Origin of the sequence: Rhodococcus indonesiensis (genome assembly GCF_047782815.1) — a bacterium.
In the GTDB taxonomy this organism is placed as follows: Bacteria; Actinomycetota; Actinomycetes; order Mycobacteriales; family Mycobacteriaceae; genus Rhodococcus; species Rhodococcus indonesiensis.
Genome location: NZ_CP180630.1, coordinates 4706537 through 4720774, shown reverse-complemented (window position 1 = coordinate 4720774; position 14238 = coordinate 4706537). Strand labels below are relative to the sequence as shown.

General features: G+C 74.2%; 10 protein-coding genes. 3 read left to right on the top strand and 7 right to left on the bottom strand.

The annotated features are described in order from the left end of the window. Window positions 1-17 precede the first annotated feature (17 nt). From ACM26Y_RS21585 to ACM26Y_RS21575, 3 genes are all read right to left on the bottom strand, one after another. On the bottom strand, window positions 18-932 hold the full coding sequence (locus tag ACM26Y_RS21585) for a dienelactone hydrolase family protein (RefSeq protein WP_416061904.1): 915 nt from the start codon (window positions 930-932) through the stop codon (window positions 18-20). A gap of 80 nt (window positions 933-1012) precedes the next feature. Continuing rightward, window positions 1013-1897: an ROK family protein gene (locus ACM26Y_RS21580; protein WP_416061903.1), complete on the bottom strand. Its 885-nt coding sequence runs from the start codon at window positions 1895-1897 to the stop codon at window positions 1013-1015. After that, a complete protein-coding gene (locus ACM26Y_RS21575; RefSeq protein ID WP_040784250.1) occupies window positions 1897-2652 on the bottom strand; it encodes a class I SAM-dependent methyltransferase in 756 nt (251 codons plus the stop codon). The genes ACM26Y_RS21580 and ACM26Y_RS21575 overlap by 1 nt, the downstream gene beginning before the upstream one ends. Window positions 2653-2807: 155 nt before the next feature. On the opposite strand from ACM26Y_RS21575, the gene ACM26Y_RS21570 reads away from it, so the two are divergent. Then, window positions 2808-4043: a glycosyltransferase family 4 protein gene (locus tag ACM26Y_RS21570; RefSeq protein WP_003939089.1), complete on the top strand. Its 1236-nt coding sequence runs from the start codon at window positions 2808-2810 to the stop codon at window positions 4041-4043. Here ACM26Y_RS21570 and ACM26Y_RS21565 read toward each other — a convergent pair. Continuing rightward, window positions 3948-5705, bottom strand: coding sequence for a hypothetical protein (locus tag ACM26Y_RS21565; RefSeq protein ID WP_416061902.1), 1758 nt, complete (start codon window positions 5703-5705; stop codon window positions 3948-3950). The genes ACM26Y_RS21570 and ACM26Y_RS21565 overlap by 96 nt on opposite strands. Before the next feature lie 90 nt (window positions 5706-5795). Here ACM26Y_RS21565 and ACM26Y_RS21560 point away from each other — a divergent pair, with 90 nt between their 5' ends. Next, window positions 5796-7022, top strand: coding sequence for a polysaccharide biosynthesis protein (locus tag ACM26Y_RS21560; protein WP_416063728.1), 1227 nt, complete (start codon window positions 5796-5798; stop codon window positions 7020-7022). Window positions 7023-7111: 89 nt separating this feature from the next. Here the strand turns inward: ACM26Y_RS21560 and ACM26Y_RS21555 are convergent, their stop codons facing one another. Beyond that, a complete protein-coding gene (locus ACM26Y_RS21555) occupies window positions 7112-8332 on the bottom strand; it encodes a DUF3068 domain-containing protein (RefSeq protein ID WP_040784329.1) in 1221 nt (406 codons plus the stop codon). A 191-nt stretch (window positions 8333-8523) separates the two neighbouring features. Between ACM26Y_RS21555 and ACM26Y_RS21550 the strand changes: the two genes are divergently transcribed. Continuing rightward, window positions 8524-9693 (top strand): acyltransferase family protein, encoded by a 1170-nt coding sequence (locus tag ACM26Y_RS21550; RefSeq protein WP_003939232.1) that lies wholly within the window; start codon window positions 8524-8526, stop codon window positions 9691-9693. Here ACM26Y_RS21550 and ACM26Y_RS21545 read toward each other — a convergent pair. Beyond that, complete coding sequence (locus ACM26Y_RS21545; RefSeq protein WP_416061901.1) at window positions 9629-13936, bottom strand: alpha-(1->3)-arabinofuranosyltransferase family protein; 4308 nt, start codon at window positions 13934-13936, stop codon at window positions 9629-9631. The genes ACM26Y_RS21550 and ACM26Y_RS21545 overlap by 65 nt on opposite strands. After that, window positions 13917-14090, bottom strand: coding sequence for a DUF2613 domain-containing protein (locus ACM26Y_RS21540; protein ID WP_003939230.1), 174 nt, complete (start codon window positions 14088-14090; stop codon window positions 13917-13919). Before ACM26Y_RS21540 ends, ACM26Y_RS21545 begins: the two co-directional genes overlap by 20 nt. Window positions 14091-14238 lie beyond the last annotated feature (148 nt).

Sequence of the window (14238 nt, the reverse complement as noted above, 5' to 3'; positions counted from 1 at the left end):
CAAGTTTTCGGAAGGGGTCAGGCCAGGTGGGTCCCGAACCAGGCGAGCATCCGGTCGTACGCCTGGGCGGCCGCGTCCGCGTTGTACCGGGGGCCGGTGTCGTTGAAGAAGGCGTGGTCGGCGCCGGGGTAGGTGACCACCTCGTGGGCCAGGCCCGCCCGCTCGAGCGCCGCGGTCGCCGCGTCCCGCGAGGCGTTCACCCGCTGGTCGAGTTCGGCGTAGATCGCGAGGACGGCGGCGCGGGAGCCGGCGAAGTCGGCAGCGTCGGGCAGCGGTCCGTAGAACGGGACGGCCGCCGCGACGCGCGGGTCGCCGGTCGTCAGCAGCAGCCAGGTCATACCGCCGCCGAAGCAGAATCCCACGGCGCCGATGCCCCGATCGGGTACCCGCCGGGTCAGTTCGTCGATGCCCGACCGCATGTCCTGGGAGAACCGTTGCGGCGGAACGGTGCTCAGCGCCGCCGTGGCCTGTGCCGGGTCCGTGAACACGGCCGTGCCGCCCTCCTCGGAGAGGAGGTCGATCGCGAGCGCCGAGTAGCCGGCCCCGGCCAGGCGCCCGGCCACCGAGCGGATGTGGTCGGTGAGCCCCTTGTTCTCGTGGATCACGAGCACGGCGCCCCGGGGGTCCGCCGCCGGCGCCCACGCGCCCTGCAGCGTCCGTCCCTCCGGCCCGGCGAACGTGATCGGCTCCGTCGCAACGGCCTCCGCGGTGCCCGGCGGCGGCCGGTCCGGGGATGCGGGTGCGGCCCCGGTCGGGGTGGAAGATGTTGCGGGCGAATCGTTCTCGTTCGCACAGGCCGCCAGCAGGGCGGCGGACGCGGTGAGACTCAGCCCCATCAGCCCCAGCCGACGCAGCGCCTCGCGGCGGGTGAGCAGACCGTCGGCGTGGTCCACCGCGATCTCCTCGGCGATGTAGCGCTGGAAAGGCGTCATGGCCGCTCCCGTCCCCGAGGGCAATACCTTCGTATTGTGACGCGAGAAGGGGCCGCGGCGCGGGCGATTCGCGCCGAAGCTCAGTCCGCGACGGCGAGGAACCCGGCGCCGGCCAGGGTTCCCGTGGCGGCGAGCCGCGCCGGGACGAGCCGCAGCCCGGACAGGAACGGCAGCCGCGCGTGCCGGGCCGCAGCCGCGCGCATCGGCTGCCACAGCGGCGCGCCGGCCTGGGCGAATCCCCCGCCGACCACCACGAGGTCCACGTCGACCAGCGCCGCGGCCGACGCGATCACCTCCCCCAGGGCCGTCCCCGCCCGTTCCAGCGCGGCCACCGCGACAGGATCACCCGCACCCGCGTCGCGGGCCAGCGCCGCCCCGTCGGCACCGGACCAGCCGTGCGCCCGCGCCCACCGCACCGCGGCGGGCCCGCTCGCCACGGTCTCCACGCACCCGATGCCCCCGCACGCACACGGATCGGTACCCGCGCTCGACACCATGTGCCCGATGTGGCCCGCGTTGCCGGTCCGGCCCCCGGCGATCCGGCCGCCCAGCACCAGGCCACCGCCGATGCCGGTGGAGACCACCACGCCGACGAGGTCGGCCGCACCCCGGCCCGCCCCGAGTCGGTGTTCGGCCAGCGCGGCCGCGGCCCCGTCGACCGCGAGCCGCACCCGTGCGCGCGGGAACAGCCCGCGCACGGCATCGGCCAGATCGAATCCGCGCGCCCACTCGCCGATGTTGATCGGCGCCACCGAGCCGGCGCCGGCGTCGACCGGTCCGGCACTGGCTATTCCGACGGCGGTCACCTCGCCCCCCGCGGCGGCCTGCCGCAGCAGCTGCGCGCACGCCGCCCACACCCCGTGCACCGGCGTCGGCACCGTCCGCGGTGGGTCGAGCGTGCCGTCGACGCGGACGCGGGCAGCCGCCATCTTGGTGCCGCCGACGTCGAGGGCGAGCGCGACCATCAGCGCCGGCGCAGCACGAGCACCAGGTTGCTGACCAGGAACTCCCGCAGCGCGGGAACCCGGACCAGCCACCACGCCCAGCGCGGGTGGTACCGGGGGAACGCGGCCAGCAGCTCCCCGTGCGGCGTCGACCGTGCCCATTGCAGCCCGTCGCGGCAGCCCACCTCGAACAACGAGACCCCGTACCGGTTCTTCGGTTCCCGGCCGTGCCGGCGGGCGTACCGCCGGGCCGCGTACTCACCGCCGAACGCGTGCCACGGGCCGGTCTCGTGCCCCCCGAACGGGCCCCACCACAGCGTGTACGACAGCACCGTCAATCCGCCCGGCCGCGTCACCCGCAGCATCTCCTCGGCCATCACCCACGGCTGCGCCACGTGTTCGGCGACGTTCGACGAGAAGCACACGTCCACCGACCCCGTGCGCAGCGGCAGCGCGAGGCCCGAGCCGCGGACCGATCCGCCCACGGCGAGGCCGGCCGCGTGCATCTCCGACGGATCCGGCTCGACCGGCACGTAGCGGGCGCCCGCCGCGCCGAACACCTCCGCGAAGTATCCCGGTCCGCCGCCGACGTCGACGACGGCCGTGCCGGTGAGGTCCCGGCCGGTCAGGCCCGCGTACAGATCACCGATCAGGTCGACGGTGTCGCGTGCGAGCGAACCGTAGAACAGCTCGGGTGCGGACTGCTCGTGCCGGAAGTCGCCGAGCAGTCCGACGGACCGGCGCAGGGTGGCGCGCCGGGCGAAGGTGCGGGCCACCGGAGGGACGGGCAGGGTCGGAACAACCACGAGGAGCAACCATAGCGGCCCTCGCACTGCACTACCCGCCGGTAACCCTCCACCGCGGGTGCCCCTGCACCCGTTAGTGTGTTCCGGGATACAACCGTCGACGACGAACCACAGGGGGTCGCCACGTGCGCGAGGTTCTGTTGCTGTGCTGGCGCGATACCGGGCACCCCCAGGGCGGAGGCAGCGAACGGTACCTCGAGCAGGTCGGCGCCCAGCTCGCCGCGCGCGGCATCCGCGTCACCCTTCGCACCGCCGCCTACCCCGGTGCCCCCCGCCGCGACGAGATCGACGGCATCACCGTCAGCCGCGGCGGCGGACGGCTTACCGTCTATCCCCGGGCTCTCGCCGCGATCGCCGCCGGGCGTCTCGGCTTCGGCCCGCTGCGCCACCTCCGGCCCGACGCGGTGATCGACACCCAGAACGGCATCCCGTTCTTCTCCCGGCTCGTCGCCGGGGCGCCCGTGACCGTGCTCGTGCACCACTGCCACCGCGAGCAGTGGCCCGTCGCCGGCCGCGTCATGGCCGCCCTGGGCTGGTGGATCGAGTCCACGCTGTCGCCGCGCGTGCACCGCGACGACCAGTACCTGACCGTGTCGCTGCCGTCCGCCGACGAGCTGATGGCCCTCGGGGTCGACCGCGACCGCATCGCCGTCGTGCGCAACGGTGCCGACGCCGTGCCCGCCGGCGTCGAGCCCGGCGACGAACACACCCGCACCGCGCACCCCACCGTGTGCGTGCTGTCGCGGCTCGTACCGCACAAGCAGATCGAGGACGCCCTCGTCGCCGTCGCCGCGCTGCGCGACCGCGTCCCCGGCCTGCACCTCGACGTCATCGGCGGCGGCTGGTGGGAGCGGAACCTGCGCGCGGCCGCCGCGGACCTCGGCATCACCGACGCCGTCACCTTCCACGGCCACGTCGCCGAGGACCGCAAGCACGAACTGCTCGCCCGGTCCTGGGTGCACGTGATGCCGTCCCGCAAGGAGGGCTGGGGGCTCGCGGTGGTCGAGGCCGCCCAGCACGGTGTGCCCACGATCGGCTACCGCAGTTCCAAGGGCCTGACCGACTCGATCATCGACGGTGTCACCGGCGTGCTCGTCGACTCCGCGGACGAGCTCACCGGTGCCGTCGCCGACCTGCTCGCCGACGCCGACCGCCGTCGCACCCTGGGCGGCAAGGCCCGGGTGCGCGCCGCCGAGTTCTCCTGGTCCGCGACCGGGGACGGGGTGCACGAGGTGCTCGCCGCGACGGCCGCGGGCCGTCGCGTCTCAGGACTGTTCCCGCGCCCGGCGCCGACCGCCGTGGTGCTCGCGGCGCCGGACGCGCCGTCCCAGGACCAGCAGGCCCACGAGCCCGCCTGCTGACACCGCCGCCCACAGCGCGTGCGCGGCGAGCGCCGCCGTCCGGTCGTCCGACGAGGTCCCGGCGACCCCGGGCACCCGGTACAGCGACAGCGCGGCGTCGGTGACCACCGGCTCGAGCTGCTCGAGGGTGCGGGCCGAGTCGCCGAGATCCCCGGGCGTGCCGTGCTCGACGAGCACCCATCCCACGCCGTGGGCCGCGAGGTCGGCCGGCGCCGCCCCCGCCAGCAGCAGGCGTTCCACCTCCGCCGCCCCCCGGCCCTCGCCGGCAACGGTGCCGCCGGCGACGACCAGTTCCCCGGACTGCAGCACGTCCGCGCGCAGCATCCGGGGGGCCGGATCGAGAACCGGTGCGGCGCCGCTGAACTCGAATCGCCGGAACATGCCGGCCGGCAGCACCGCCACATCGCCGTCGCCGGACGGGACCGTCGCCGCGACCCGCTGCCACGCGTCCGGATACTGCACCGGACGCACGCGTCCACCCACGCCCCACGCCAGGTCCGGAAGGGCCAGCAGCACCGTCAGTGCGGTCGCCGTGGCCCAGACGCCGGCTCGCCCGCCGAAGCGTGCGTGCAACGTGCCGACCCCCGCCGCCGCGGCCAGCGCGTACAGCGGCACCGCCCAGGCCACCCACTTCTGCGTGTCGCGCAGCAGACCCGCACCCGGGACGTGCACCATCGCCCACTCGCCGGCCTGCAGCCCCGGCCCCGTCGCCGCGAGGGCCGGACCGAGCACCGCGACCGCGGCCAGCGCCGTCAGCACACCGAGCACCGGGTTGCGCCGCCGCCGCCACAGCGCCGGCACCCCGCACGCCACCACCAGCAGCAGCGCCGCCGTGCCGACCAGCGCCCACACCGTCGTCCGCGACGCGGGCACCGCGTCGGCGTTCCAGATGCCGCCGAGCCCCGCCACGCTGCCGAGCGTGCCCAGCGCGGGTTCGGCCCGTGCCGCGAAGGCGCGCACCCCCGCCGGATCCGATCCGTCGCCCGCGCCGCCGGACACGGCCGTCGCCACCAGCCACGGCGCCGCCACCGCACCCGCCAGCGCCACCGCGCCGGCCAGCCGCGGCACCAGCCGGGACCGCCCGCCCGGGGGCGCGAGCACGGCCAGCGCCGTCACCGACGCCAGCAGCGCACCCGTCGGTGTCAGGCCCGCCACGCCCAGGCACACCGCCAGCGACGGCCACCCGGAGCGGTCGCCCCGCCGCACCGCCACCGCGGCCACCACCGTCCACGGCAGCGCCGCGTAGCCCACCAGCAGGCTCCAGTGCCCCTGCAGCAGCCGTTCCGCCACGTACGGGTTCCACACGCCCACCGTCGCCGCCACCAGGCGGGCCGGCAGCCCGGCCGTCGGCAACAGCACCGCCACCAGGCGGGCGCTGCCCCAGCCGGCCGCCCACAGCGCGCCGGTGAGCAACGCCGTCACCACCAGACCGCCGTCCACCACCGAACTCGCCGCCGCCAGCAGCGCGTCCTGCGGCACGGCCCGCGCCGCGGCATCGGTCAGGCCCAGCGCCGAGTCCGTCGGGAACGACCGTGGAGTGCTCACCGCGTCGCGCAACAGCAGGTAGCCGGGGGAGGTGAGCAGCGGCCCGAGCACCACGGCCGCCAGCGCGAGGCTGTAGAGGGCCGGGACAGCGGGACGCAGCGACACCGGCCTGGGCATGGCCGCACAATACCCATCCCGCGCCGGTCTCCCGGCGCCTCGTCGCCCGCACCTGCCGCGTGCAACCATGGTCCGATGCCGCGACCTGAGATGCCGCGCTCGGCCACCGGAACCGCCGTCGCCGGGATGACGATGGTGACCGCCGGTGCCATGACCGCCAACCTGGCGTCCTACCTGCTGCACCTGCCGGCGGCCCAGTGGCTCGGGCCCGCGGGATACGGCGAGTTCGCCAGTCTGCTGGCCGCCCAGCTGGTCCTGGCGGTGCCGGCCCTCGCCCTGCAGACCGTCGTCGCCCGGGAGACCGTGCGGGGGGCCGGCACCGCGGCTCTGCGCCGCCTCGGGTATCGCTGCGCCGGCCTCGCCGGGTTTGTCGCGCTCGCCGTCGTGCCCCTCGTCGCGTGGGCTCTCGACACCAGCGTCGCCGGGGCTCTCGGCTCGCTCGTCACCGCACCCCTGCTCGTGCTGCTCGCCGCCGAACAGGGCCTGCTGCAGGGCCGGGGACGGTTCGGCGCGCTCAGCGTCGTTCTCGCCGCGGCCGGCGTGGCGAAGGTCGTGCCCGCCGTCGCGGTGCTCGCCGTCGGCGGCGGGCCGGGGGCGGCGCTGTTCGCCGGTGCGGTCGGTACCGGATTCGTCGCGGCCGCGGCCGCCACGCTCGTGTCGCGCTCCCCGGCGGGCCCCGGATCCGGTGCGACTCCGGTAGTCGGTGTGCTCGCGGTGCTGCGCGCCTCGCAGGTGCAGCTGGCGCTGATCGCGCTGACGTCGCTGGATCTGCTGCTCGCCCGCACCGTGCTCGACCCGCGGGACGCGGGACTGTATGCGCTCGGCGCCGTCGCGACGAAGGTCGCGTTCTGGCTGCCGCAGGCGGTCGGGGTGGTGCTGTACCCGCGGATGGCCGACCCCGCCCAGTCCGCGGCCGCGGTCCGATCAGCCCTGACCGTCCTCGTCGGGATCGGCGCGGCGCTCGTCGCGGGCGCAGCCGTGGGCGCGCCGCTGGTGCCGCTGCTCGTCGGTGAGGCGTACGCCCCGGTGCAGTCGCTGCTGTGGCTGTTCGCACTGCAGGGGGCGTGCCTGGCGGTCCTGCAGGGCGCGCTGCTGTCCGCGATCGCCGGCGAACGCACCCACCTCGCGGCCGTCGCGTGGGTCGGTCTCGCGGCGGAGGCCGCGCTCATGCTCACCGTCGCCACCACCACGCGGCAGTTCGTGCTCGTCGCGGTGGCCGTCGCGGCGACGACGGCCGCGGTGGTCTCCGTTCTCGCCGTGCGCGCCGCCCGCACCGTCGGGCCGGATACGAGGCCCGCCCCCTCTGACCGAATGTGACATCCGTTCGATCCAACCGACGCGATGTCACATTCGGTCACACGACGATGCCCCTCCCGAACGGATCGGAAGGGGCATCGGCCGGGTAGTTACTGCTGCGGCGGTTCCTTGCGCAGGTCGGTGCGCGGGATCTCCTGCGTCTGGTCCGTGGTCCAGTCCCGCTGCTGCGGGGGAGCGTCCGTGCGGGGGATCTCCTCGGTGCGGTCGCTGGTCCAGTCGCGCTGGCCCGGGGCGGCGTGGGCCGGTCCGGCCGGGGCGGTCGGGCCACCCGTCGCGGCGACGGGACGGCCGGTGCGGCCGCTGCCACCGCGCAGGCCGAGCACGATGCCGGCGATCAGCGCGAGCAGGCCGAGGATGCCGAGGATGATCGGCACGGTGCGACCGAACAGGTTCAGCGTGTCGATACCGTTCTTGGCCTGTTCCACCTGGAACTCGATGGTGTCCTCGTTGAACGGCAGGGACACCTGCAGCACCGTCACCTCGGGACGGTCCGCCTCGCGGGCGTAGTACTGGTACTGCTGCTCCTGGCCCTTGATGACGACGCCGGTCTCCGGCTCGACCCACAGGTCACGAACGTTGGTGTACCAGCGGGTCATGGTCACCGGCGTCTCGCCGCCCTCGACACCCCACGTCGAGGCGGGCAGGCTCAGCTTGTAGGTCGGCACCGACGGATCGACCGCGGACAGGTCGACCGGCTCGATCTCGTGCCGGAAGTGGTAGACCTTCACGCCGTTGATCTCGGTCTCGTCGACGTAGTCGATCGGGTAGGTCTCACGCGCATTGAGGTCGAAGTACGGGTAGGACTTCTGTTCGGTGCCGAACGGGAAGCGGTACTGCAGGCCGTCGCGGTCCGGGATCTCCGTCGGGGGAGCCGTGGCCGAGGTCTGGATGGTGCTGACCGCGTCCGGGTTCTCCTCCTTGGTGACCGGCATGCCGCTGACCCGGTCCACCGTGACCCGGTCGACGGTGGCGGAGACCAGACCCGTGTCGCCCTGCATGTCCAGACGACGGACCGTCTGGCCCGCCTGCAGGGTCATGATGTCCGCATCCGCCGGGTCCTCGACGGTGACGAACCGCTGCGCCACGATCGGCACGTCGGTGTCGACCTGCGCCCGCCCCGACAGCAGCGCCCGCGCGTTGAGGATGTCGCCGGTGCCCTCGGCGACCGTGGTCACCTCGAGGTCCAGCGGCGTCTTGGCGAGTTTGCCGACGGTGTACGTCGGGATCAGTATTGCCGCGACGATGAGGAAGGCGCCGAGGCCCACCAATACCAATGCCAGTTTCCGGCCCGAGCCCGAACGCTCAGCCATGCTGTGTCTCCTCACTCAACGGTTCCATCGAGTACCCCCACCGGCAGCCGGTCTGCACGGATCGCCTGGCATCCGGCTCGCGAATACCACGTGAGCCCAGACACTAACAGGGCATCCGCCCGGCGCGCGCCACCGTTCGGACTCGAGATCCCGGCTTCCCCGCCCCGCAGCGACCGGGCAGACTGTCGTCGATGACCAGCAGCGCCCCGCCCACCGCCTCGGCTCCCGCCGTCTCCGGCTTCCTGCCGGCGCTCGAGGGCATGCGCGGATTCGCGGCCGTCGGCGTCCTGATCACGCATGTGGCATTCCAGACCGGCGCCGTGCACGACCCGGTGCTCGGCCGCATCTGGGGGCGGTTCGACCTGGCCGTCGCCCTGTTCTTCGCACTGTCGGGCTTTCTGCTGTGGCGGCCGCACGCGGCGGCCGCGCGGGGTCTCGGGGCCGCGCCGCCCGCCGGGCGCTACCTGCTGTCCCGGGCTACCCGCATCCTGCCCGCCTACTGGGTGGTGGTGTGCATCGTGCTGCTCCTGCTGCCCGAGGCCGGCAGCGGGTGGCGGCTGTGGCTGGCGAACCTGACCCTGGTGCAGGTGTTCGTGCCGCTGAGTCTCACCGAGGGGCTCACCCAGATGTGGAGCCTGTCGGTGGAGGTGGCCTTCTACCTGCTGCTGCCGCTGTTCGCCGCGGCGCTCGCCGGTCTGCGTGGCGAACGGGCCCGGTTCCGCGTCCCGCTGCTCCTCGCCCTGAGTGCGCTGTCGCTGGTGTGGGCGTGGCTGCCGGTTCCCACCCCTGGCCACATCAACCACGACAACTGGCTGCCGGGCTATCTGCCGTGGTTCGCCGCCGGCATGGTGCTCGCGGAGCTCGTGACGGGCGAGCGGACCTGGGTGCACCGCCTCGCGGCGCACCGGGTGCTCATGGCGGTGGTCGCCGTGACCGCGTTCGCGCTGTCCACCACGGCCCTCGGCGGGCCGGAAGGACTCGTGAAGATCGATCCGTGGCAGTACAACGGCAAGATCCTGCTCGGTGCGCTCATGAGCTTCGCGCTGCTCGCGCCCCTCGTCCTGGCGCCGCGCGCCGAGCACCGCATCCTGGCGAGCGGACCGGCGCTGACCGTGGGCCGATGGTCGTACGGCATCTTCATCTGGCATCTGGCCGTGCTGTCCATCGTGTTCCCGGTCTTCGGCATCATCCCGTTCCAGGGCGACTTCTGGTTCGTGCTCGCGGTGACCCTCGTGCTGAGCATCGCCGTCGCGTCGGTCAGCTACGCCCTCGTCGAGGAACCGGTGCGCCGGGAGGTCAGGCGTCGGCAGAGCCGCGTCGCCTCCACCGCAGAACGCGTCGCAGACTCCGCCGCGCCCTGACCGAGACCGGCAGCGCGGCGAGTCCCAGCGCGACGAGCCCGCACAGCGCGGCGAACTGGACGAGGAACGAGTGCCCGACGTAGCCGCCCGGGGCCCGCCACGGCCCGGTGGACAGCAACGCCATCGCCGTCATGGTGGCGCATCCGGTCACGACGACCAGCGTGCGGGCCGCCACGTCGCGGCCCCAGCGCGCACCCACCGCCACGATCGCCGCTGCCGCCACGATCGTCGTCGCCGCCCCCACCGCGCCGGCCGCGAGGACGGCGACGGCCAGCACGCCGGCGAACCCGACGGTGGTACTGCCCCAGACCCGGGGCGCGGGCCCCGGATCGGCGACGGGGCGTCGGCGCGGCCACGCCGCGAGCGCGAACAGCGGCAGCAGCAGGAGCAGACCGCCGAAGATGCCGAGGCGATACCACCGGTCGGTGGCGAACTCGAGCGTCACGGTGCCGCCGGTGCCGGCGGGCACGACCCAGCCCTGCTGCCAGCCGTCGACCACCACGGGTGTCAGCTCGGTGCCGTCGGCGGCCGTGGCGACCCAGCCGACGTTGGTGCTCTCCGGCACGACGACGATCCGGTCCCGTTCGGACGCAGGCACCTCGAGCTCGCGCAGGTTCTCGGTCCAGGTGCCGACGGCGAGTTCGGTGGGTTCGGGGGCCGGCGGGCTCGCGGCGCCCGGAACCGGGAGCCGCACCGTCCCGACGGTGAACGCCTGACCCGGATCGATCTCGACGTCGACGTGCCCGGCGGGCAGCGGCGCGACGGTCTCGTCGCACAGGGTGGCCGGCACCTCGACGCCGGCGGCGAGGTCCGCGACGGTCGCGGTGACCGAGGTCCGGTAGCTGCGGCCGTCGACGGTGAGTACCGGGCCCGTGTCGCAGCCGACCGTGACCTGCCGGTCGTACACCGAATCCTGCGGGCCGATCGGACCGTCCGGGCCGAGGACGGTCACTTCCGCCAGACCCGGCGGGACGACCTTGGCGAAGCCGAGCACCGTCTGGTCCAGCACGTCCTCCCAGTCGACCAGGCCGAGCACCACCCGATCCGTCACATGTGGTTCGAGATCGATTGTCGCCGTTGATGATTCGACGTCGCGCACCTGGGGTCCGTTGCCGAGGTCGACGGCGACGCGGGTCGGGCGCGCCGGCAGCGGTCCCAGGCCCGCGGCCACCTCCAGGCCGGTCACCAGCTGCGGGGACGGCAGGTCGAGCGTGACGGTCGGTCGCGGTGCGCCGGGACGCACCGACTCCTCCGACGCCGTCCACGTGGTCCGCGGATCACCGTCGGTCGCGGCGAACGCGGAGCCCTGCAGGTCGACGACGTCCGCGGCGCCGCGGGCGACCACCCGGTCCGGCAGCGCGACGATCTCGGCGAGGGCCGGGCCGGGCCGGGCCCGCACCCACGGCTGCGGCGCCACCGACGTCGCTTCCGGCACCGACAGGGTGCGGGTGAAGAGGTTCGGCTCCTCGGCCGCGACGGCCAGACCCCGCGCACACCGCACCCGATCGGGGGTGTCGACGCAGCCGCCGCGTCCGGGCAGTTCCTGACCGAGATTCCAGCCCCGCACCGTCGCCCCGGCGACGACGTCCGGCAACACGATCCGCTGCCGGATCTCGACGGGCCGGGGGTTGTCGCGGTCGGTGAAGTCGTCCACCGCGACCTCGGTCAGCCCGAACTGGTTGCCCACCGACCCGTCCTCGGTGCGGGTGGAGGTGATCCGGATCCAGGTCGTCCGTCCGAGCGGCAGCGCCACGGTCTGTTCGCGGCCGGGCTTCTCGACGCGCACGGCGGTGCTGCCGCGGTCGGTGGTCACCTCGAGCCATTTCACGGCGGGGCCGAGCGCGCCGGGGCTGGTACTCAGCCGCAGCAGCCCGGCCTCGAGGGGCCGGTCCAGGTCGAGTTGCAGCCACTGGCCGACCGCGGACTCGAGGCCGTTGCTGTGCCAGCCGGTGGTGGGATCGCCGTCGACGGTGGCCGCCGGTCCGCTCCCCACGGAGGTGCCGCCGAGCTGGGTGGCGTCGGCCGCGGAGCTGGACACACTGATCCGGGCGCCCTCCCATTCGGCGTGCACGAGGTCGGTGTCCGGCACCGGATAGTCCGGCACGAGGTTGTAGGTGCGCCGCGGGTCACCGGCGGCACGGATCGCCGAACTGTGGTGGTCGACCTGGCCGTAGTCGGTTTCGCGGGCGGTGGGGGTGTCGGTGACGAGGACGTCGTCGACGGGCAGACCGGCGCGGTTCGCGTCGGCGGCGAGCAGGGCGGGGCCGGTGCTGCCCGGCTCGGCGTCGTCGAGGCGCAGCAGGGCCTCGGGGCCGCCCTGCACCCGGGGCACGTCGGCCGCGTCCACCGCGTACGGCCCGACCGGGGCGCCGGGCAGGTCCACGCGGTAGATCTCGATCGCCGGGTACGCCGGCCGCAGGTCGGAATCGGCGGTGAAGCCCTCCTCGAAGTTCCGGGTGATCTCGTTGCCGAACTCCGCGACCCGGACCAGCCCGGGGGAACCTTCGATCGCCCGGTGCACGAGCACCGGCCGCGCCGACGGCGACGTCTCCGGGTCGAGGTCGTTGCGGATCACCACATATCCGATGCCCTGACCGCGCAGCGTCGCCGCCAGCCCCGGGGTGGGCCGGCCGTCGGCGATGTGCCGCTGCACCGAGTCCAGGGCCCGGATCGCACCCGGCGGCACGAGGGGCACGGCGTCGCGGGAGGCCCACGGCGTCGACGCGAGCGCCTGGATGGGCTCGTCGCGGGTCAGGCCCCAGATCTGGCTGCCGAACGGGGCGCCCGGCACGATCAGCGCGCGTTCCCCGCGGGTGTGCTCGTCGAGCCACGCGGCGGTCTCGTGCCAGTATCCGGGCACCGCATCGTAGGCACCGCGCGGGGCGAGCCGGCCGGTCCACGCCAGCGACGTCGCGAGGGTCAGCGCCACGAGGATCAGGGTGGTGAACGCGACCATCGGCTGTCGCTCGGGGTGCGCGAACGCGGTCCGGGCCTGCCGCCACGGCACCGCACCGGGCAGCGGCACCCGGCGCAGCAGATGCGCGAGCCCGAGCACGAGCGGCAACCGCACCAGCGGCTCGAGCTTGTGCACGTTGCGCAGCGGGGCGCCGGTCGAATCCAGGAAGAGCCGGACCTGCTCGGCGATCGGCGAGCCGAGGTCACCGACGTACCCGGCGGCCAGCCCGGCGATGCCGGCGAACAGGATCAGCGTCCACCGCCCCCGGGCGGGCATCGAGCGCGTCGCCAGTCCCGCCAGGCCCGCGGCCGCGAGCAGCCCGGTGACGAGGACCGCCGCCGGCTGGGTGACCAGCACCGCGCCGGCGATGCGCTCGGGGGAGACGAACGGGGTCCAGCTGTCGGTGCCGCGCAGCACCTCCGCCAGTGAGGTCCACTGCGTGGTCACCCCGGACGATTCGATGTAGTCCAGGAACGGGGGACTGACGCGGCCGAGCAGCAGCAGCGGCACGATCCACCACAGCACCGCGACGACGCAGGCCGGGATCCACCACAGCGTGAACCGCCACCAGCGCCGGTTCGGGCGGTGCGCCAGCCACCACAGCCCGGCGACGAGGCACGCGGCGACGGTGGCGACGGCGTTGATCGCGCCCATGAGCGCAACGGCGACGGCGGACTGAGCTGCCGTTCGACGAGCGGAATGCGACCCGTCGCCGTCGAGGTAGCGCACGAGCGGCAGGAGCACCCACGGCGCCAGCATCATCGGCAGCGTCTCCGACGAGATGGATCCCAGGGTGGTCAGCACGCGGGGAGAGAGCGCGAACGCCGCCGCGGCGATCAGCCGGGAGCCACGATTGCCGACACCGAGCGCCTCCGCAAGCCGCACCACGCCCCAGAACCCGGCGAGCAGCAGCAGCGCCCACCACACCCGCTGGGTGATCCACGGCGGGATGTGCAGGAGCTGGCCGACGGCGAAGAAGGAACCGTGCGGGAAGAAGTAGCCGTACGCCTGGTTCTGGACCTGGCCGAGCGGCGCGATACTGCTCCACTGGTGGGCGGCGCGGGCGAGGAATCCGAGGGGATTCTGGGTCAGGTCGTACTTGGTGTCGGCGACGATCAGGCCGGGGGCCTGCGCGAACGCCAGCAGCAGCGACACCACGGCGGCCCCGTACAACCACCGCCTGGATAAGGGGTCGGCGGACGGTGCACCACCGGGGTGGGGTGCCGTGCCGTGGGAAGTGCGTGAACTCGTCGCGTGGACGGCGCCGTCAGCGGCTGCCGTACTCAACCTGGTTCAGCAGGGAGGAATCGGCGTTGCCGCTGCGGTCGACCTGCGGGCGGGTGTTCTCCTGAACCGCCGCCGTGACGCCGAACACCGCCACGGCGCCGAGGACGGCACCGATCGCCGCGCTGGCCAGGCCCGGGCCCACGAACTTCGCCATACCCATCTCCCCATCGTCCATCGTCGGCTCCCGTGTGAGCCGACATCCGTCGCGCGCGCCGTCGCCGGGTCCGACCCGGTGTCGTCGCGCTCCGCGTCAAGGTATCACCCGTAGGGAGACAACTGTGGCGTGCTCCACTCGTGGCGGC